The sequence below is a fragment of the Streptomyces aurantiacus genome (assembly GCF_027107535.1).
Taxonomy (GTDB): domain Bacteria; phylum Actinomycetota; class Actinomycetes; order Streptomycetales; family Streptomycetaceae; genus Streptomyces.
This window is the reverse complement of record NZ_CP114283.1, coordinates 1,269,099-1,288,343: the sequence shown is the minus strand read 5'-3', so window position 1 is coordinate 1,288,343 and position 19,245 is coordinate 1,269,099. Positions and strand designations below refer to the sequence as shown.

Below are 19,245 nucleotides of genomic sequence, written 5' to 3'. Positions count from 1 at the left end.
GACGACGCCACTAGCCTGTGGCCATGAGCGCAGTGGGGGACGTGGTCGACGGGCGGTTCGAGCTGATCGGACGGCTCGGGAGCGGAGGCATGGGGACGGTGTGGCGGGCGCGCGACGGCGTGCTGCACCGGGAGGTCGCCCTCAAGGCCGTACGGCACGACGCGGCAGCCTCCGAAGCCGTCCGTGAGCGGGTCCTGCGCGAGGCGCGGGCGCTCGCCCGGGTCAGCCACCCGAACGTGGTGATGATCCATCACATCGTCGACGACGACCCGCACCCGTGGCTCGTGATGGAACTCGTGGAAGGCGTCTCGCTCCAGGAGCGGCTCGACGCCGGTCCGCTGCCCCCCACGGAGGCCGCTCGCCTGGGCCGGCAGGTGCTCGCCGCGCTGCGCGCCGCCGACGCGTCCGGAGTCCAGCACCGGGACGTCAAACCCGCCAACATTTTGCTGCGCGCCGACGGCTCCGCCGTGCTCACCGACTTCGGCATCGCGGCGCTCCAGGGTTCGACCGCGCTGACGGCCACCGGCGAACTCATCGGCTCCCCCGAGTACATCGCCCCCGAGAGGATCCGCGGCAACAACGACGATCCGGCGTCCGACCTCTGGTCCCTGGGTCTCGTCCTGTACGTGTGCGTGGAGGGCGTCAGTCCGCTGCGCCGCGGGACGGCCCTGACCACGCTGGCCGCCGTGCTCGACGAGGCCGTGCCCCCGCCGGTGCGCTCCGGCCCGCTGTCGCCCGTACTCGAGGCCCTGCTCGTGCGCGATCCGGCGGCTCGTCCCGACGCGGCCCGGCTGGACGCGATGCTGGCCCAGGTCGAGTCGGGTACGGCGCCGGAGTGGTCGGCGCCGACGGCGACCGCCACGCTGCCGCCCCCTCCGACGGCTCCGACGCGCGTCCTCGACGTACCGTCCGGGTCGGGCGGTTCCTTGCCCGCCGAGCCGGTCGGCGCACTCACGGTGCCCGTCCAAAGTCACCGCCCACCCGGACGCGGCGGGCGTGTCGCGCTCGTCGCCGCTGCCGCTGTCACCGTCGTCGCCCTCGCGGCGGCCGCGACCACCCTGTACCTCAACCTGCGTGATCCGGGCGCCAAGCACAGCGCCGCCAAGGGAAGCGGCGCGTCGAAGTCCGCCGCCTCGCCCTCGCGGTCCGAGAAGCGGACACCGGTGCCCGCGGACGCGCCGACGCCGTCCACGCCAGCCACCCCGTCGCAGTCGCAGGGCTCCGCCGCCCAGGGCTGGATCGCCCAGCTCTTCTCCGAACCGGTCGCCTCCGGCACCGCTGTCCGGGACCAACGGCTCGCCGTTGTCCGGGAGACCGTCCCCGAGGCGGTCTACCTCCGCAGCGACGACTACGCGTCCCTCCGCCCCGGTTACTGGGTCGTCTACGCCCCGGGCCCCTTCACCGACGGCCGCGCCGCCCTGACCTTCTGCGACAGCCGCGGCAGGACCACGCCGACCAGCTGCACCGGCCGATACCTGAGCACGAGCGCCGACGACTACGGCTTCCAGTGCCGCCCCCCGGCCGCCGCCGCGACGGGCCGCTGCACCCGCCCGTGACACGGTCCGGCAACTCGCCGCTCAGCCCCTGCCCCTGCCCCTGCCTCTGAGGGCAGTCGGGGAGAAGCGCCCGTCCCACCCTGCGGGTCCCCCGCGCCCCGGGCCGCCTGTCGGCTCAGGCGGCCTCGTCCGCCCTCCGGTACACCCCGTCGCTGCGGCGCAGGTGATGGTGGTCCACCAGACTGCGCCGCAGCGTCACATGGTCGGTCTCTCCGCCCTCGCACCAGCCGCGCAGCTTCTCGTTCACCTCGGGCTCGCGGTAGTCGGCACCCGGCCGGAACGTCTCCTCGGCGATGTGCCGCAGAACGATCAGCTTGCGGTTCCACCGGGCGGGCAGCCGCGTCAGCCGGCCGTCGCGCACGAAGGTCCGCAAGATCGCCTCCTCCCCGTCGCGGGCGGATGCGGCCTCCGTACGAGCCGTACCGGTCATGGGGGCATCCCTTCCTCCTGGGCAGGTGCCCGCCTCGTACGAACACCGCGGGGATGCTATTCGGAGGGGCGCCGGGTCTCATCCGGTTTTCCCGTCCCGGCCGGACACTCTCCGTATCCGGTTCTCTGTCCGTCGACCGAAGAGCCCTTCACCTCATATGACTTATCGCCCCATATGAAGCAAGTTGGTGGATGATGCACCGCCGAGCACCGTTACCCGCCGTGAGCCTCAGCGTTGAAAGGGCAGTGCGGTTGCGTTCATGCTGCCGCGCTCACCGATTCGAAGGAGAGAACGTGATGTCTCGCATCGCGAAGGCAGCCGGTGTCGCGCTCGGCACCAGTGCCGCTGTCATCAGTGGCGCCGGTCTGGCCATGGCCGACGCGGACGCCGCGGGCAAGGCCATCGGCTCGCCCGGCGTCCTGTCGGGCAACGTCATCCAGGTCCCGGTCCACGTGCCGGTCAACGTCTGCGGCAACACCGTGAACGTCATCGGCCTGCTGAACCCGGCGTTCGGCAACAAGTGCGCGAACCTCGACGACGGCCCCAAGGGCTACGGCCGCTGAGCCATCGCACCAACGTGAAGGCCCCCGGCGACAGAACACCGCCGGGGGCCTTCACGTGTCCCGGACCATCTCCCACGCCGGCGCCTCACACGTACCGGTAGATCCGGCTGTGGTCCTCCATCTCGTCCGGCGTCACGCCCCAGGGCGGCATCTCCTCGTGCCGCGCCACGATCCGTCCGTGCTGCAGGTCGCCCAGCTCGGGCGGCGACTTGGGCAGATACCGTGCGCCCTGGTGCCGCTTCTGCCAGCGCGTCCAGAGCAGGTCGACGAACGAGTGGTGCAGCCAGAAGACGGGGTCGTTGACCGAGGCTCCGCCGAGCATGTGTCCGCCAACCCAGCGGTGGACCCGGTTGTGGTTGCGCCAGGCGTCGTTGCCCCGTCCGGTCCCCCACCCTTCGAGCCTGTTGCGAAAGCCCCGGCCCGACGTGGAGTCCCAGGGCGCCACGTCGTACACGGGGTCGTTGAGGGCCCGGGCGAGTTCGGCGGCGGTGGGCAGGGGGAGCGGGTCGTGAGGCCGGCCGAGGTCACGCATGAGGTAGTCGCCGTCGGTCATCGACTCCTTGACGACCCACTTCTTGTGCCGGCGGGCGAACGGCCCGGTCGTCACCTGCCGGTCGGACCGCCGCCCGTTGCCCCCGAGGAGGTCCTCCTGCCACAGGGAGGCGGCGGGTGTGCGGTCCTTCGTCCAGTCCCAGTACGGCACGGACACCCCGGCGTCCACCCGGCGCAGTGCCCGCTCCAGGTCGAGCAGGAATCGCCGGTGCCAGGGCAGGAAGGAGGGCGCCATGTGGGCCGCCCGCAGCCCGCCCTCCCCGTCCGACACGTAGTGGTCGATGTGCATGCGGACGAACTCGTCGTACTCACCGGTGCGTTTGATCTCCAGGAACGCTCCGACGAGCCTGCGCTTCTCCGTACGCGTCAGCGCGCTCACGTTCTTACGCGTGTACGCCATGCCCGTGCTCCTCCCCCCGCTCCACCTCCGCGGCGGGCTCGCGCAGCCGCAGTGTGCCACCCAGTTCGTCCACGGCCGCGCGGGCGGCGGCCAGCGGTGTCGGGTACGACTGGTAGTGGTCGACCATCGTCAGATAGCCGCCGTCGGCCCGCCGCATGAGGTGCAGCGGCCGCTCGTCCACCGTGACCCGCCACGGCCCGGCCTGCGCCGCACGCACGGCCCCGGCCGTGTGCACGCCGCCCGCCTCGTCCTTGAACCCGCGGATGCGGCGCCCGCGGTACATCTCGTCGAACCCGGCGGCGAACTCCACCTCGAACTCGGCCGCCTCCTCGGGCGGGCCACCGGCCGGCCCGCCGGGGACGTACGGCTCCGCACGTGACGGCCTCGATGCCGCGACGAGCGGAGCCAGAGCCGCCGTCACGGCCGCGGCGAGCACCCCTCTCAGGATGTCCCGCCGCGTGCCCTCAGCCCCTCTCACCCGCACTCCTCCACCCCCTCCATCACGTTCCGTACGGGCTTCGCGTCGCCTACAGCCCGGGCGCGAGGCCCAGGTTCGCCCCCGGTGCCGCCTGAAGGATCGGAGCCAGGATGCCGACCTCGGGCAGCTTCGGGTCCGGGAGGCCGAGCTTGTCCGGGCGCGGCGCGCTCAGCGGCGCGTCGAGCGAGGCACCGGGCGTCAGGGCCCGCAGATCGGAGGTGGGGGTGCTGGCGGCGAGGTGGTCGAAGGTGTCCCCGAGCACCCGCGGCAGCGGCGTACGCAGATCGAGCGAGGGCAGTTGGCCGCTGACCGGCAGTTGCGGGACGGCCCGGTCCGGCAGCAGCCGGCCTTCGACGTACCGCGGCCCGTCGGGGCTGCCCGGCATGAGCAGCGGCACGGTCCCACCGATCCTGGGCATCTCCATGTTCAGGGAGTTCTCCACGCCTTCCAGCGGTACGGCGACCGGGACCCCGTCGGCCGCGACGGCGGGCGTCGCGACGGCGGCCGCCACGCAGGTGACGACGGCGGCAAGAGTTCCTCGGGTGGTGGACTTCATCTCAGGCACGGGCCTTTCGGGATTCGGGGGGTGCGTCCGAAACGGGTAACGACCCGGCGAACAGGATCAGATCAAAATTCCCCCGGTGGATGCAATCTTCAGCTCGTCCAGAAGTCCCACCAACGCGTCAACACGAGCATGCCGATCACCCCCAGGTGCAAGACCGGCAGCACCCAGGTGAATTCGGCGAGGAAGATCCGCAACCGAGGTGACGCGGGCAGGAATTCATTTCGTACGTTGAACGACGTCACATACCAGAACATGACGACGGTGGCGATCCACGCCAGACAGCACCACAGGCACAGCGAGTTGATCCGGTACAGCGACTCGTACTGGAGCCAGGTCACGAATCCGACGCCGAACAGCGTGCCCGCGTTCAAGGTCAGCCAGTACCAGCGCGGGAACACCGCACCGGCGAGCAGGCTCATGCCGACGCAGATCACGATGGCGTACGCGACCAGACCGAGCATCGGGTTGGGGAACCCGAACACGGAGGCCTGGTCGCTCTTCATGATGTTGCCGCAGGAGACGACCGGGTTCAGGCTGCAGCCCGGCGTGAAGTCCGGGTCCTCCAGCAGCTTGAACTTGTCGATGGTGATGACCCAGGAGGCCAGCAGTCCGGCCGCGCCCGTGATCACCAGCAGAAGGGCGAACGCCCGGCCGGCACCCGCGGTGCGCATCGTCAGCCGCGCAGGCTGCGGGCCGGAACGAGGGCGTGCGCCGCGTTGTTCAGGGTCTCCTCGTCACCGGCGAAGGCGGCCAGGGCCTCCGGCGCGACGGGCTTGCCCGGCTCGGCCTCGGGCCACGGGCGGGTGGTGAACAGGAGATAGGCGTAACCGCGTTCACCGACAGCGGCGAGCCACTCCGGCGGTGCGGTGCACTGGGCGTTGAGGTGCGCCATGGTGACGACGGCCTGCCCGGCCTCGACGAGGAGGACGACGGGGAAGCTCGGCTGCCGGGTGCCGTCGACGATCTCGTCGCCGATGGGCAGGCCGTTGCGGGTCAGCAGCTGCTCGACGGCGGCCGCGGAGCCCTCGGGGCCGCCCTTGCCGTCACCGAGGGAGTAGGCGAGCAGGAAGGGCATGTCTCCGTCGGGGTGTTCGCCGCTCCACGCCATGACGACGAGGGTGCCGAGGTCCGCGGCGTTAAAGGGACGCGTTTCGCTTGAGGTTGAGGTCACCGCGGAACCGTATCGACGTGCCGGAATGCGTCCGCTCCCTTTCTCACCCGCCCGGGGGATTTCCGTCCGGGTCTCCACACGAACGAGGGACGGTGTCGAACGGACGGGAAGATCATTCGGAACACGGCGAATAGCCGGAGAACAACACGAAGGGCCGGTCCGCGTGATGCGTGACCGGCCCTTCGCCTCTTCCGAAGTCACTTCTGCAGAGGAAGTCCACCCAGGAGACCCGTGGGCCCGCCCGCCGCGTTCAGGGTCTCCGTCGCGCCCTTGACGGTGCTGAGCACGGAGTCCTCGTTCTCGGTGTCGAGGGCCCTCGACTGCGACTGCAGGGGCATGGCGTCCACCGGCTCGTTGGTGAGCGCGCCGAGGGCCGACTCGAGACCGCCGTTGAGGCTCGTGGGCGTGAGGTCGGCGGCAAAGGCGGGCGCGGCGACACCAGCGATGACCAGGGACCCGGCAACGACAGCGGCGGCCTTCAGGGACTTCATCGTGTTCCTTTCTTCGGTGACTCGCGTCACCAGAGGGAATTCTCAGTGCTCAGACCTCGTGCGTGCCTGCTCTCGCACTGCTTCCTGCCCAACGATCCCCGCTCGGGACGGAAACCCCGTACGCCGAAAATTCCTGGAACCCACCCGATTGAAGGGGGTGTCTCATCGTCAAATGGGATCCCTCATATGACATCCCTGAAAGATTGTGCAAAAGACGTGAAAACAGCCGTCGGGCCGGCCCGGGGGACGGGCCGGCCCGACGGGCGGGACGGCGACTGCTTCGCCTCAGCCACCGCTCCCGGCTCCGGGAGGGCAGCGGTCGTGGCGCCGCTCAGGACGGCAGCGGAAGCGCGCCCGCGGGCAGCTTGGGCAGCGCGGGCAGACCCGGCAGGCTCGGTGCGGGCAGGCCGCCGCCCAGCACCACGGTGGCGACGAAGTTGACGAGCCCCGTCACGACCGCCGTCGCGGCCGCTCCCACGGCGGCGACATCACCGCTGGTGGCCGCCTTGACGAGGGAATCGACCGCGCTCTGGAGGGCCTTGAGCGCGTCGGCCTTGAGGTCGAGCGGGACCTGCGCGGCCACGCGGTCGGCGGCTTCCGGCATCGGGAGCCCGGGGGCGGCGGGAAGCGCCGGCAGGACCGCGGGCGGAGCGACCGGCAGGCCCGGCACGGCGGGCGCGTTCGGAAGGGCGGGGGCGTTCGGAACGGCGGGGGCCGAGGGGACGGCCGGCTCGGCCGGCGTCTTCACCGGCGGGACCACGGGAGCGGCCGGGGCCGCCGCGGTGACCTTGGCGATGGCCTCCTTCACCGCGTCGGCGAGCTTGGCCGCGTCGGCGGCGGGCAGTTGGCCGTTGTCGGCCTTGAGCACGGCGTCGAGCAGGTCGGTGACCGGCTTCAGCACTCCCCCGACGTCACCGAGGCTCTTCACCTGCGCCAGCAGAGCGTCCGCTCCGGGCACCGGCGCCTGGGCCGCTATGGGGCGGGCGTCACTCGTCGAGCCGTGGTCGGCGGCCACGGCGACGGGGCCGGTGATCCCCAGCAGGAGCGTGGCACAGAGCGCGGAGGTCGCGATACGCCGTGCGGGCAGAGCACGCATGGAGGGTCCTTTCGGTGGTGCGTCGGATCTTGTGATCACCGTGTAATCGGTGACCGCCGCCTGCAACCGATCGGCCGCGCACGACAGCGGCCCGCACCCGCCGTCATAGCCGTTGTCCCTGGTGAGGCGCCATGCCCGGGCCCGCCAGGGGTACTTGCCGCCCCTCCCTCCATTCGGGGCAACGCAGACCGGCCGCCCTCCCGTGCGGGAGGACGGCCGGTCAGGGGCGGCGTTGCGACGTCAGTCGTTCACGCACTCGTTGCCGAACGCCGGGTTCAGCAGCGCGATGACGTTCACGGTGTTGCCACAGACGTTGACCGGCACGTGGACGGGGACCTGGAGAAGGTTGCCCGACAGGACGCCCGGGGAGTGGGCGGTGGCGCCGTGCGCGTCACTGTCGGCGGCGGCGACACCGGCGGTGCCCGCCATGGCGGCGGCGGCAACGGAAGTAAGGACCAGGCCCTTCGCGATACGCGACATGGAGAGGTGCTCCTTGGGATCTAAACAACAGCCGTGCGGGGTGCCCGGCTCTGGAATCAACGCGCGGCACGGGCGCGGGTTGTGCCTCCAAAAGAGTGACGCTTCGAGCCGTTACCGGAAGCGGGCTCGGGGGTTATCCCGGGGTATGCACACCATTCCGACACACTTGGCAGGTTTCACCGATAAATACGGATAGCGGCTACAGTTGCGTTCCTCCTCAGGCCGCTTGAAACAGACGGGGCGTCATGACGGCACTCATGTGATGTCCGCATCTCGTCCGTTCGTCCGCAGGGTCAGAACCTCTTCCGCCGAAATTCCCCCCGAAAGGGCAACGCCGGTCATGCGCAATTCCCTGGGTCTTCTGCTGCGCCGTGGGATGGTGGGTGCCTTTTCCCTCGCCTCGCTGTGGGCGCCGGCCGGTCCGGCGGCGGCCGCACCCGCCCCACCGGGCACGCCGGCCGCCGCCGAGGCGCAGAGCCTCCCGTTCACGCAGCGGTACCGCGCGCTGAGGCACGGCGGGATCGTCCGGGCCGCCAACTCGTCGATCACCTGCCGTGGGCCCGTCGTGCGCACGGCGGTGTCCTGTCCGGCCGCCCGCGCGGGCCGGGCGGTCGCGAACGACGCCTTCGACATGTTCTACATCGACGTCGACAGCGACCCGAACACCTACAACTCCAGCCGCGCCGAGGTCCGCCTGCCGGCCGGCGCCCGGGTCTCGTACGCGCGGCTGTACTGGGGCGGCAACCTGCGGGTCGGTGAGCAGAAGCCGCCCAAGGACAACGGTCGCGTGCTGATCGCCGAGCCCGGCGGCCAGTACCGGGAGGTCCTCGCGGACACCCTCGTCGGACACCGGGCGGCACGGGGCGCGGACGCCTTCCAGGCCTCGGCGGACGTCACCCCTCTGGTGCGGTCGAGCGGCGCGGGCGCGTACACCGTGGCGCAGGTCAACGTGGCCATGGGGCACTCGGCGGCCGGTGCGTGGGGCGGGTGGACGCTGATGGTGGCGTACGAGAAGAAGTCCGAGCCGCTGCGGCATCTGGCGATCTGGGACGGCTTCGACCCGCTGGGCCGGGGCGGCGAGCAGGTCGTCCGGATGCGCGGGGTGAAGTTCCCCGAAGGGGCCGCGGGACGCGTGGGGTTCGTCGCCTACAACGGCGACCGCGGGCGGACCGGCGACTCGCTCACCGTGTCGGCCGGGCGGGGCCGGGCGGTTCCCCTCACCGACGGCGCCAATCCGCGGGACGACGTACTGAACTCGACGATCAGCGAGCCCCGCGGGACCGCTCCCGGGCGGACGCCCGCGTATCCGAACACGCTCGGATACGACTCCGACGTCCTCGATCTCCGCGAGGGCCTGCGGCGCGGCGGGGACCGGCTGGACTTCCGGCTGGTGTCGCGCCGGGACACGGCCTGGGCCGGCGCGCTGTTCGTCGCCGTCGACGCGAAGCGCTGATGCCCTTCCCCTCTGCTCCCCTCTGCCCGTTCCCCCCGCGCTCCCTCCGAGCGCCACCCGTGAGCGAGGAAAGCCCGCATGCAACTGTCTTCGACCGGCTCCCGGCCGCGGGTCCTGCACGTCTCCCAGCCCGTCGACGGCGGGGTGGCCCGGGTGGTCACGGACCTGGCGCGGGCCCAGCTGGCGGCCGGGGCGGAGGTCACCGTCGTCTGTCCGGCGGCCGGCGGCCTCGCCGCGGCGGCCGAGGCACTGGGCTCCGGTGTACGGCACTGGCACGCGACCCGCTCACCGGGACCGTGGCTCGCGCAGGAGGTACGCAGTCTGCGCCAGATCGTGCGGGAGATGCGCCCCGACGTGGTGCACGCGCACAGCGCCAAGGCCGGGCTCGCGGCGCGGCTCGCCGTGCGCGGGCAGGTGCCCACCGTGTTCCAGCCGCACGCCTGGTCGTTCGAGGCCGTCGGCGGGATCACCGGGATGGTCGCGCTCAACTGGGAACGACTGGGGGCGCGTTGGGCGTCGCGGGTCGTGTGCGTCAGTGAGGCCGAGCGGCGCACCGGGCAGCGGTCGGGGGTCCGGGGGCGGTGGAGCGTCATCCCCAACGGGATCGACCTCACAGGTTTCCATCCGGCGCCGGTGGACACCGTACGCGCCGCGATTCCGCTCCTCGAAGGGGTCGATCCGGCGGCGCCTCTCGTGGTCTGCGTCGGGCGGCTGTGCCGCCAGAAGGGGCAGGACGTCCTCCTGGAGGCGTGGCGCGAGGTGACCCGGCGGGTGCCCGACGCGCGGCTCGTGCTGGTGGGGGACGGACCGGACGCGCGGACGCTGCGGGCCGAGGCTCCCGCGTCCGTGCTGTTCGCCGGGGCCGTCACCGATGCCGTGCCCTGGTACCAGGCCGCCGATCTGGTGGTCCTGCCGTCCCGTTGGGAGGGCATGGCGCTGGCGCCTCTGGAGGCCATGGCCTGCGGGCGGCCCGTCGTGATCACCGACGTCGACGGGGCACGCGAGAGCCTGCCGCCGGGCCAGGGGCCGCGCTGTCTCGTGCCGTCCGAACGGCCGGACGCGCTGGCCGGGGCCGTCGCCGAGCTGCTTCTCAACCCGCTGCTGCGCGAGTCGCTCGGCCATCAGGGACGCCGGCACGTAACGACCACGCACGACGTCCGGCGCACGGCCGCGGCCGTCGCCGACGTGTACCGCGAACTGATCGGCAGCTGGCCGACGGGACGGAACACGGGCGTGGACCACACCGAGTGCAGGGAGTCCATCCACACGTGACTGCGGAAAGTACCGTTCCCTCCCCCGGCGGCCGGCCGCGGGTGACGGACCACGGATTCTCGCCCGTCTCGGTCATCCCACCGCGCGAGGCCGCCGGCGGCTTCAGATTCCCCAGCGGCCGGCGGCCCTTCGTACGGCGGGCCTCACGGCTGCCACTGCCCGCCGTGGACGCCGGCGCCGCGCTGACGGGCGGCTGCCTGGCGCTGCCCTGGACCCATCCGCTCCCGCTCGCGCTGCTGGTGCTCGCGGTGCTGCTGCTGAACGCGCACGCGTCGCTGTACCGGGCCGCGCCCGTACCCGCCGTCCTGGACGAACTGCCCGCCGTCTGCGGCCGGATCGCGGTGAGCTGGTGCGCGCTGGCGGCGCTGCTCGCGGCGTACTCCCCGGAGCACGCGCTGTCCGCCCGCACCCTGGTCCTCGGCTGCGCCGTGCAGTCGCTGGTGAGCTGCGCGGGCCGCGGTCTCGTGCACGGACGGCGGCGCCGGGCGCTGCTGCGGCGCCCGCGCGCCGCCCTGGTCGTCGGCCGCGCCGCGGTCGCGCAGCGGGTGGCGGCCGCCTTCCTGCGGCACCCGGTGTGCGGGGTACGGCCGGTGGGCGTCGTCGCCGACGAGGCGGGCGGCGGCGAGGGACTGCCCGTGCTGACCACCGGTGAGGAGGTCCAGCGGGCGTTCATCCAGAACGGCGTGCAGGACGTGCTCGTCGTCGGACCCGTGGCGCGTGTCGAACAGGGGCCGCTGCTGCGGGCGTTGGGCGAGTCGGGCTGCGCCGTGTGGGAGGTGGACGCGGACTCGCCGGCGTACGAGCGGACGGACCGGCTCGCCGGGTTCGCCTGCCGGAGGCTGCCCGTCGGGCGGCGGTACGGGAGCGCCGGGAAGCGGCTGCTGGACGTACTGGTGTCCGGCGCCCTGCTGCTGATGGTCAGTCCGGTGCTGCTGGTGTGCGCGATCGTGCTGCGGGCCACCGACGGGCCCGGTGTGGTGTTCCGGCAGCAGCGGATCGGCAAGGACGGGCAGCCGTTCACGCTGCTGAAGTTCCGTACGCACCGGCCGGTCGACGCGCACGAGGCCGCGACCCGTTGGAGCGTGGCGAACGAGCACGAGATGGGCTGGTTCTGCCGCTTCCTGCGGCGGACCTCGCTGGACGAGCTGCTCCAGCTGTGGAACGTCCTGTGGGGCGACATGAGCCTGGTCGGACCGCGGCCCGAACGGCCGTTCTTCGTGGGCCAGTTCAGCCAGACCTACCCCGGTTACGCGTCCCGGCACCGGATGCGGACGGGGATCACCGGGCTCGCCCAGGTCCACGGGCTGCGCGGCGACACCTCGATCGAGGACCGCTGCCGGTTCGACAACGCGTACATCGACAACTGGTCGCTCTGGCAGGACGTCTGCATCCTGCTGCGCACCGCGGCCTCGCTCGTGCGTCCGACGGGGAGCTGAGCGCGGTGACCCAGGTCCTGCCCGCCCCGCCTCTCACCGCCGCCGTGGTGTCGGCTCCCCGCCGCTTCCTTCCCGTGCTGCCCGTGATCGCCCTCGTCGCCATGCTGGCGCTGCCGGTCTCCGGGGACGGCGGCGGCACCGTCGCCGACGCCGTGTCCGGGCTGGTCGTGGTGTGCTGCGCGGTACGTCTCGTACGCGGCCGGCGGCGCCCCCTGTCCCGTACCGCCGCCGTCGTGCTCGGGCTGCCGGTCGTCGGGATCGCGCTCGCGACGGCCGGGGCGGCCTCGCCGGGGGCGGGGGCCGCGGGGCTCGTGCGCTATCTGCAGGTCTTCGTGCTGGTGCCGGCCGCGGTGATGCTGCTGGTCCGCGACCGCCGTGACGCGCGGCTCATCGCCTGGTCCCTCGTCGGGCTGGCGCTGTGGCAGGGCGCGATCGGGGTCCACCAGTACGCGACCGGGACCGGTGCCTCGTACATGGGCGAGGAGATCCGCGCCGTGGGCACGTTCGGGCCGACGGACATCATGGGGATGGCGGCCGTGGTGTCGTTCGGGCTGGTGTGCGCGCTCGGTCTCGCGCTCGGGTCCGGGCCCGCGAGGCAGCGGACCGCGGCGGTGGTGTGCGCGCTGGCGCTGCTGCTGCCGCTCGCGCTGTCGTTCAGCCGCGGGGCGTGGATCGCGACGGCCGTGACGTGCGGGGCGCAGCTCGCGCTCGCCGGGATGCGGCGGGCGGTGAAGGTGTTCGCGGCGGTGACGGCGGCCGCGGTGGTGCTCGTGGGCGGGCTCGGTGTGGGCACCGCGATGCTCCAGGAGCGGATCAGCAGCATCACGCAGGTCGCGGACGCGCCGGACCAGTCGGTGACCGACCGGTACACGATGTGGGCGGCGGCCGTCGACATGTGGCGCGACCAGCCGCTGACCGGGGTGGGGCTGAAGGGCTTCCCGGACCATCGCGACGGGCATGCCTCGCTCGCGTTGTCCTCGGGCAGTGACACGGGCGGGGCGGGCGCCGGGTTCCACCGTCAGCCGCTCCTGTCCCCGCACAACATGTACCTGCTGGTGCTCAGCGAGCAGGGGCTGCTGGGGCTGCTCGCGCTCGCCGGAAGCTGGCTGGCGCTGCTGGTCTGCGGGCTCCGCGGGCTCTTTCACGCTCGGCGCTCACGGGCCGGACTCGACTGCGCGCTGGTCGCGTGCGGGCTGCTGCTCTGGCAACTGGTCGACTTCGCGTACGCCGACATCGGGGGCCCCTCGACCGTGCTGACCGCGGTGGTCCTCGGCCTCGCCGCCTGGTGGGCGCTGTCCCCCGAGGGGGCCGGGGAACGATGACGGTGACGCCTTCCCGGGCGGAGGGTGAGGGAACGGCGGCTCGACCGGGCCGTCGTGGGACGGGGGCCGCGGCCGGGGAACACGGCGGGGCCGCCGGAACCGCGGGCCACGGCGACACGACGACCGGGACCGGGACGGCGTGGCACGGGAGCGGGTCCGCGGGGCTCACGGGTCGCGGTGGCGCCGGGACCAGGAGCGGGGACGGGGACGGAGTGCAACTGCCCGGTGCCCGCGCCGCGTCGGCCGACGGCACACCGGGCGACGCCCCGCTCTCCGAGCCCCCGCCCGAGGCCGCGCCCACCGGCACCGCACCTTCCGGCACCGCGCCCACCGGCACCGCACCTTCCGGCACCGCGGCTTCCGACACCGCTCCTTCCGTCGCCGCACACGCCGCCGGCACGCCTGTCGAGGTCGCGCCGCCCACCCGCAAGTTCCTCGCCAAGGCGACGCTCGTCACCGCCGTCCTCTCCATCGCGGGCGCGCTGCTCGGCCTGGGCCGGGACCAGGCGCTCGCGCATCTCTTCGGAGCCGGGACCGAGACGGACGCCTTCCTGGTGGCGTGGACCGTGCCGGAGGTCGCGGCGACGCTGCTGATCGAGGACGGGATGGCGTTCGTGCTGGTCCCGGCGTTCAGCCTGGCCGTGGCCCGGCGGGCACGCGGGGCCGGCGGGGACCCCGTCCGCGCGCTCGTCGCCTCCACGCTGCCGCGCCTCGCACTGGCCCTGGTGGGGGCTTCCGCGCTGCTGATGGCCGGGGCGCCGTACCTGGTCGCGGGGCTCGCGCCGGGGCTCCCCGACCCCGGGCTCGCCGTCGACTGCACCAGGCTGACCGCGACCTGCGTCCTGAGCTTCGGGCTCGCCGGCTACTGCAGCGCGGCCCTGCGCGCCCACCGGCGCTTCCTGGCGCCCGCCGCCATCTACGTCGCCTACAACACCGGCATCATCACGGCGATGTTCGTCCTCGGCGGCCGCTGGGGCGTGCGGTCGGCTGCCGCCGGCGTCGCGGTGGGCGGCTGTCTGATGGTGGCGGCGCAGACACCCGCCCTCGCACGGCAGCTCTTCGGGCGCCGCCGGACCGTGACGGCCGAGGACGGCACCGGGCAGGCCCCGGAAGCCCTCGGCGCCACCGCGCAGGCCCTGGGGCCACGCGGCGTCACCGCGACAGCCTCGGGGCGACTCGACATCACAGCGGCCGTCGCGGCGTCCACGGCGGCCCCCGGGCAGGTCGGCGGCGCCGCGGACGCACCAGGGCCGCTGCCCACAGCGACGAAGGCCCCCGAACCGCTCGGCGTCCCCGCCAGATGCCCGGTGCCGAAGCGGCCCGTCAAGCGGGCGGCGGGACGCGCGGCGCGGCGGGCGGCGAAGCGGTCCGCCCGGCGTGCGGCGAAACAGTCCGTGACGCACACCGTGGAGCTCGCTCTCATCACCCCGGTCCTGCTCTTCGCACTCTGCCGTCAGTCCCAGGTCCTCATCGAGCGCTACCTCGCCTCGAACCTCCCCTCCGGAGCCATCTCGCACCTGAACTACGCGCAGAAGGTGGCCCAGATCCCCATGACCCTCTCGCTGATGCTGTGCACCGTCACCTTCCCGGTGCTGGCGCAGGCGCTCGCCGAGGGCGACACCGAGCGGGCCCGCACCCGCGTGGAGCGCGACGCCGCGGTCGCCGCGTGCATGGTGCTGCTGGGCGCGGCGGCGGTCTTCGCCTGCGCGCCGCAGATCATCCAGCTCCTCTTCCAGCGCGGCGCGTTCACCGCCCAGGACACCGCGGCGACGGCCACCGTCATGCGGGTCTACTCGGTCGGGCTGCTCGGCCACACGCTGGTGGGCGCGCTCGTCCGGACGTACTTCTCGGCCGGCCGCCCGACCTGGTACCCGCTGGCGGCGATGACCGCGGGCATCGTCGCCACCTCGTGGATCGGTGCCGCGACCGTCGGCACCTGGGGCGTGTGCGGGATCGCCGCCGCCAACGCGATCGGGATCACCATCACGGCGGCCCTGCTGCTGTCCGGCATGAACGAGCGGCGCAGCGTGCGGATCCGGACCCGCCGGGTCGTCCACGAACTCACCAAGCCGGTCCGCGCGGCCGTCTGCGCGGCCGTGGCGGGGGCCCTCGTCGCAAGCCGCTTCGACCCGCCCGAACTCGCCCTGCTCACCGGGGGTGCGACCGTCACCGTCGTCTACGTCCTGCTGCTCCGGCTGCTCGGCGTCCAGGCCGTCGCACCCGCCTTCCGTACCGCCCTCCGTTCCGTCACCCGAAGGCTGCCGCATGCCCGTTTCCGCTGACACGACCGACTCCACCCGCACCGGCCCACGCCCGGCCGCGCCCCTCTGGGTGGCGATGTACCACTCGGTGGGCGACTGCTCGGACGATCCGTACCGCATCACGGTCTCGCCCGGCCGACTCGACCGGCAACTCGGCTGGCTGCACCGCCGGGGCCTGCGCGGGGTGAGCATGGCGGACCTCCTCGCGGCCCGCGCCCGGGGCGAGGGGCGGGGCCTCGTGGGGCTCACCTTCGACGACGGCTACGCGGACTTCACCGACAACGCCCTCCCGGTGCTGCGGCGCCGGGGCTTCGGCGCCACCGTGTTCGTCCTGCCGGGCAGGCTGGGCGGTACGAACGAATGGGACCCGCTCGGTCCCCGCAAGCCGCTCCTCACCGCCGACGGCATCCGCCGGCTCGTGGACACCGAGGGCATCGAGGTCGCCTCGCACGGCCTCACCCACGTCGACCTCACCCTGGCCGACGACGCGCTGCTGGGCGCGGAGGTCGGGGGCAGCCGGGCCCTGCTCACCGAGCTGACGGGCCGTGAGGTGCGGGGCCTGTGCTATCCGTACGGGACCGTCGACCAGCGGGTCGCCGACGCCGTACGGGCCGCCGGGTACGGCTACGCGTGCGCCATCGACCCCGGCCCGCTCACCGGCACGTTCGCGCTCCCCCGCGTCCACGTCGGTGAGAACGACACCTCCTGGCGGCTGCTGCTGAAGTACCGCCTCAACCGGCTGCGCCGACGCCCCACACCGCCGGCCGACGCGGCGGAGGTGACCCGGTGAAGGCCCTGCACGTGATCACCGGGCTCGGTGTCGGCGGGGCCGAGCAGCAGCTGCGCCTGCTGGTGCGGAACCTGCCGGTCGAATGCGACGTGGTGACGCTCACCAACCCGGGCGCGGTCGCCGAAGGCCTCACCGCGGACGGTGTGCGCGTCGTCCACCTCGGCATGGAGGGCAACCGCGACCTGTCGGCGCTCCCCCGCCTCGTCCGCCTGATCCGCGGCGGCCGGTACGACCTCGTCCACACGCATCTCTACCGGGCCTGCGTGTACGGGAGGATCGCCGCGCGCCTCGCCGGGGTGAAGGCCGTGGTGGCCACCGAGCACTCGCTCGGCGACTCGCAGATGGAGGGCCGCCGGCTCACCGCGGGCGTCCGGGCGCTCTATCTGGCCAGTGAACGCCTGGGCCGCTCGACGGTCGCGGTCTCGCCGACGGTCGCGGAGCGGCTGCGCCGCTGGGGCGTGCCCGGACCGCGCATCGAGGTCGTGCCGAACGGCATCGACGTGGACCGCTTCCGCTTCGACCCCGAGCTGCGCGAGAGCACCCGCCGACGGCTGGGGCTGCCGCAGGGGGCGTACGTCGTCGGGGGTGTCGGACGGCTGACGGCCGGCAAGCGCTTCGAGGTGCTCGTCCGGGCGCTGGCCGAACTCCCGGACGACGTCTGGCTGTTGCTGGTCGGCGGCGGCCCGCAGGAGAACGTGCTGCGGCGCGCGGCGCAGCACATGGGTGTCGCCGACCGGGTGCTGTTCACGGGCGAACGCCCGAACGGCCCCACCGGATCCGGCGACGGGCCCGCCGGGCTCGATCTGCCGTCGCTGACAGGAGCCATGGACGTCCTCGCCTCGCCCTGCGCGGAGGAGGCCTTCGGGCTCGCCGTCGTGGAGGCCCTGGCGGCGGGCCTGCCCGTGCTCTACGTCTCCTGCCCGGCCGTCGACGACCTGCCCCCGGGCGCGGCGCCGTTCGCCCGGCGGGTGCAGGGCGGCGCGGACTCGTTCGTACGGGCTCTGCGGCAGGTCCGCGCGGCGGGTCCCGGGCCGCGCTCCGCGCCGGACGCCGCCCACCACTACAGCATCGCCCGCAGTGCCGACCGGCTCATGGACATCTACACGGCCGCAACTCTGGGAGTGACTTCCTCATGACCGACAACCCCAACCGTTCGACCGGGCGGCCGAGAACGGCGCTCGCCCGTGCCAGGACGCTGCCCCCGTGGTCCCTGCTCGCCGCTGGGGCCCTCCTCGGCGGCACGCTCGGCGGCGCGTACGGCGTCCTGAAGACACCGCAGTACAGCGCCACGAGTTACGTCATCGCCGTACCCACGAAGCAGTCCGACCCGGCGGCGGCGCTCGGCTTCGCGCAGGCCTACGGGCGTGTCGCGACGCAGCTCGCGGTGCTCGGGGACGCGCAGGTGTGGGCGGGCGTTCCGGTGTCGACCCTGCGCGAGAGCGTGCAGACCGCGACCTCGCCGGACGCCCCGATGGTCGCCGTGACCGCCACGTCCGCCCGCCCCGACCTCGCCGCGGACATCGCCAACGCCGTGTCGCGCTCGCTGACCCGGCACGCGAACGACACCGAGGACAGCACCCATGTGGAGCTGCTGCAGTTCTCCCGGGCGATGAGGCCCACCGAGGCGTCCTCGGCGTCGGCGACGGTGACCGGCCTGGTCGGCGCGAGCGCCGGCGGACTGCTCGGCGGGCTCGCGCTGCTGGTCCGGCCGCGCCGGGCCCCGGACGCCTCGCCCACGGCCTCGGTGCCGGGCCCCGCCACCGCCGCCGACGTCCACGGTCAGCTGTGAGCGCCGCCGCCTGGCGGACGGAACTGTGCACGGACGAGGAGGAGTTCGGCCGGCTCGCCGAGGAGTGGGGGCTGCTGTACCGGCGGTGCGGCGCGGCGACCCCGTTCCAGAGCCATGCCTGGCTGCACTCGTGGTGGCTCTCGTACGGCACGCCCGGCCGGCTCCGCCTGGTGCTCGTCCGCGACGGCGGCGACCTGGTGGCCGCCGCCCCGCTGATGCTCGTACGGCAGCCGTGGCCGGCCCTCGTGCCGCTGGGCGGGTCGATCTCCGACTTCGGGGACGTGCTGATCGAGGACGGCGAACGCGGTGACCGCGCGGCGGCCGCCCTCGCCGACGGGCTGGCCGCGGCCGCCCGCACCGCGCTGATCGACTTCCGTGAGGTGCGGCCCGGCGGCGCGGTGGAGCGGGTGTACGCGAGCTGGCGCGGGCCCCGGCGGCAGGTGCGGGACTCGCTGTGCCTGGAGCTGCCCGCCGTGCCCATGGACGACCTGATCGGACGGCTCACGACGGCCAAGGCGCAGCAGCGGGCCCGCGCCAAGCTGCGCAAGCTGACCTCGCTGGGCGTCGAACGCCGTGCCGTACGTCCCGACGAGGTGGCCGGGGCGCTGCGCCGGCTTCTTGAGCTGCACCGCCTCCAGTGGCAGGGCCGCAAGGTGACCTCGGAGCATCTGCAGGAGCGGTTCGCCGAGCACCTGGTCCGCTCGGTGGGGCCGATGGTCCGTGCCGGGGACGCGGTGGTGACCGAGTTCCGGGTGGACGACACCGTGCTGGCCGTCGATCTGACGCTCCTGTCACGGCAGTTGGCGGGCGGCTATCTGTACGGCGCGCATCCTCAGCTGCGGGAGCGCAAGGCGGACGTGGCGACGATGCTGCTGCACGCCTGCGCCCAGCACACCGAGTCGGGCGGGCGCCGGGTCCTGAGCCTGCTGCGCGGCAACGAGCCCTACAAGCACCACTGGCGCCCCCAGCCCGTCGTCAACCAGCGTTTCCTGCTGGCCCGGCGGCGGACGGCACCGCTGATGTCCGCGGCCGTCTGTGACGTGGCCGCCCGCAGCCGGGGCAAGAAGCTGCTCGACCGGTTCCACAGCTGGAGGGAACGCGGTGGCGGCAGGCCGTGACCGACCTGCCGCCGTCTCGCGG

19 protein-coding genes and 1 pseudogene are annotated in these 19,245 nt (G+C 73.4%); 11 read left to right on the top strand and 9 right to left on the bottom strand.

Annotated elements, in window-relative coordinates:
• Nucleotides 1-23 precede the first annotated feature (23 nt).
• Nucleotides 24-1,556, top strand: a complete 1,533-nt coding sequence (locus O1Q96_RS07440; RefSeq protein WP_269247395.1) for a serine/threonine-protein kinase — start codon at nt 24-26, stop codon at nt 1,554-1,556.
• A 115-nt stretch (nt 1,557-1,671) separates the two neighbouring features.
• Here O1Q96_RS07440 and O1Q96_RS07435 read toward each other — a convergent pair.
• Nucleotides 1,672-1,977: pseudogene (locus O1Q96_RS07435) on the bottom strand (DUF2087 domain-containing protein); the annotation flags it as partial.
• 305 nt (nt 1,978-2,282) lie between these two features.
• On the opposite strand from O1Q96_RS07435, the gene O1Q96_RS07430 reads away from it, so the two are divergent.
• Complete coding sequence (locus O1Q96_RS07430) at nt 2,283-2,549, top strand: chaplin (protein WP_269247394.1); 267 nt, start codon at nt 2,283-2,285, stop codon at nt 2,547-2,549.
• Between the two features lie 85 nt (nt 2,550-2,634).
• Here the strand turns inward: O1Q96_RS07430 and O1Q96_RS07425 are convergent, their stop codons facing one another.
• The 8 genes from O1Q96_RS07425 to O1Q96_RS07390 form a co-directional block, all read right to left on the bottom strand.
• The gene (locus O1Q96_RS07425; RefSeq protein ID WP_269247393.1) at nt 2,635-3,501 is read right to left on the bottom strand and encodes a tyrosinase family protein; all 867 of its coding nucleotides are present in this window, start codon (nt 3,499-3,501) and stop codon (nt 2,635-2,637) included.
• Complete coding sequence (locus O1Q96_RS07420) at nt 3,485-3,979, bottom strand: tyrosinase family oxidase copper chaperone (protein WP_269247392.1); 495 nt, start codon at nt 3,977-3,979, stop codon at nt 3,485-3,487. The genes O1Q96_RS07425 and O1Q96_RS07420 overlap by 17 nt, the downstream gene beginning before the upstream one ends.
• Nucleotides 3,980-4,028: 49 nt before the next feature.
• Nucleotides 4,029-4,535 (bottom strand): hypothetical protein, encoded by a 507-nt coding sequence (locus tag O1Q96_RS07415; RefSeq protein ID WP_269247391.1) that lies wholly within the window; start codon nt 4,533-4,535, stop codon nt 4,029-4,031.
• Nucleotides 4,536-4,633: 98 nt separating this feature from the next.
• On the bottom strand, nt 4,634-5,215 hold the full coding sequence (locus O1Q96_RS07410) for a vitamin K epoxide reductase family protein (protein ID WP_269247390.1): 582 nt from the start codon (nt 5,213-5,215) through the stop codon (nt 4,634-4,636).
• 2 nt (nt 5,216-5,217) lie between these two features.
• Entirely contained in the window at nt 5,218-5,715 is a 498-nt protein-coding gene (locus tag O1Q96_RS07405) for a DUF5949 family protein (RefSeq protein WP_269247389.1), read from the bottom strand.
• A 197-nt stretch (nt 5,716-5,912) separates the two neighbouring features.
• Nucleotides 5,913-6,206 (bottom strand): hypothetical protein, encoded by a 294-nt coding sequence (locus O1Q96_RS07400; RefSeq protein ID WP_269247388.1) that lies wholly within the window; start codon nt 6,204-6,206, stop codon nt 5,913-5,915.
• A 331-nt stretch (nt 6,207-6,537) separates the two neighbouring features.
• Nucleotides 6,538-7,302: a hypothetical protein gene (locus O1Q96_RS07395; RefSeq protein ID WP_269247387.1), complete on the bottom strand. Its 765-nt coding sequence runs from the start codon at nt 7,300-7,302 to the stop codon at nt 6,538-6,540.
• Nucleotides 7,303-7,542: 240 nt separating this feature from the next.
• Nucleotides 7,543-7,782 (bottom strand): chaplin, encoded by a 240-nt coding sequence (locus O1Q96_RS07390; RefSeq protein ID WP_217456860.1) that lies wholly within the window; start codon nt 7,780-7,782, stop codon nt 7,543-7,545.
• Between the two features lie 340 nt (nt 7,783-8,122).
• Between O1Q96_RS07390 and O1Q96_RS07385 the strand changes: the two genes are divergently transcribed.
• The 9 genes from O1Q96_RS07385 (at nt 8,123) to O1Q96_RS07345 (ending at nt 19,223) form a co-directional block, all read left to right on the top strand.
• A complete protein-coding gene (locus O1Q96_RS07385; protein ID WP_269247386.1) occupies nt 8,123-9,235 on the top strand; it encodes a DUF3344 domain-containing protein in 1,113 nt (370 codons plus the stop codon).
• Nucleotides 9,236-9,313: 78 nt separating this feature from the next.
• Entirely contained in the window at nt 9,314-10,507 is a 1,194-nt protein-coding gene (locus tag O1Q96_RS07380; RefSeq protein WP_269247385.1) for a glycosyltransferase, read from the top strand.
• On the top strand, nt 10,504-11,943 hold the full coding sequence (locus O1Q96_RS07375; protein WP_269247384.1) for an exopolysaccharide biosynthesis polyprenyl glycosylphosphotransferase: 1,440 nt from the start codon (nt 10,504-10,506) through the stop codon (nt 11,941-11,943). The genes O1Q96_RS07380 and O1Q96_RS07375 overlap by 4 nt, the downstream gene beginning before the upstream one ends.
• A 5-nt stretch (nt 11,944-11,948) precedes the next feature.
• A complete protein-coding gene (locus O1Q96_RS07370) occupies nt 11,949-13,265 on the top strand; it encodes an O-antigen ligase family protein (RefSeq protein WP_419586479.1) in 1,317 nt (438 codons plus the stop codon).
• Between the two features lie 218 nt (nt 13,266-13,483).
• Entirely contained in the window at nt 13,484-15,547 is a 2,064-nt protein-coding gene (gene murJ, locus O1Q96_RS07365; protein WP_269253521.1) for a murein biosynthesis integral membrane protein MurJ, read from the top strand.
• Entirely contained in the window at nt 15,531-16,316 is a 786-nt protein-coding gene (locus tag O1Q96_RS07360; protein WP_269247383.1) for a polysaccharide deacetylase family protein, read from the top strand. The genes murJ and O1Q96_RS07360 overlap by 17 nt, the downstream gene beginning before the upstream one ends.
• Nucleotides 16,313-17,452, top strand: a complete 1,140-nt coding sequence (locus O1Q96_RS07355) for a glycosyltransferase (RefSeq protein WP_269247382.1) — start codon at nt 16,313-16,315, stop codon at nt 17,450-17,452. The genes O1Q96_RS07360 and O1Q96_RS07355 overlap by 4 nt, the downstream gene beginning before the upstream one ends.
• Nucleotides 17,449-18,105 carry a YveK family protein gene (locus tag O1Q96_RS07350; protein WP_269247381.1) on the top strand — a complete coding sequence of 219 codons (657 nt, stop codon included), beginning with the start codon at nt 17,449-17,451 and terminating at the stop codon, nt 18,103-18,105. Before O1Q96_RS07355 ends, O1Q96_RS07350 begins: the two co-directional genes overlap by 4 nt.
• Nucleotides 18,102-19,223 (top strand): GNAT family N-acetyltransferase, encoded by a 1,122-nt coding sequence (locus O1Q96_RS07345; RefSeq protein ID WP_269247380.1) that lies wholly within the window; start codon nt 18,102-18,104, stop codon nt 19,221-19,223. Before O1Q96_RS07350 ends, O1Q96_RS07345 begins: the two co-directional genes overlap by 4 nt.
• Nucleotides 19,224-19,245: the final 22 nt, after the last annotated feature.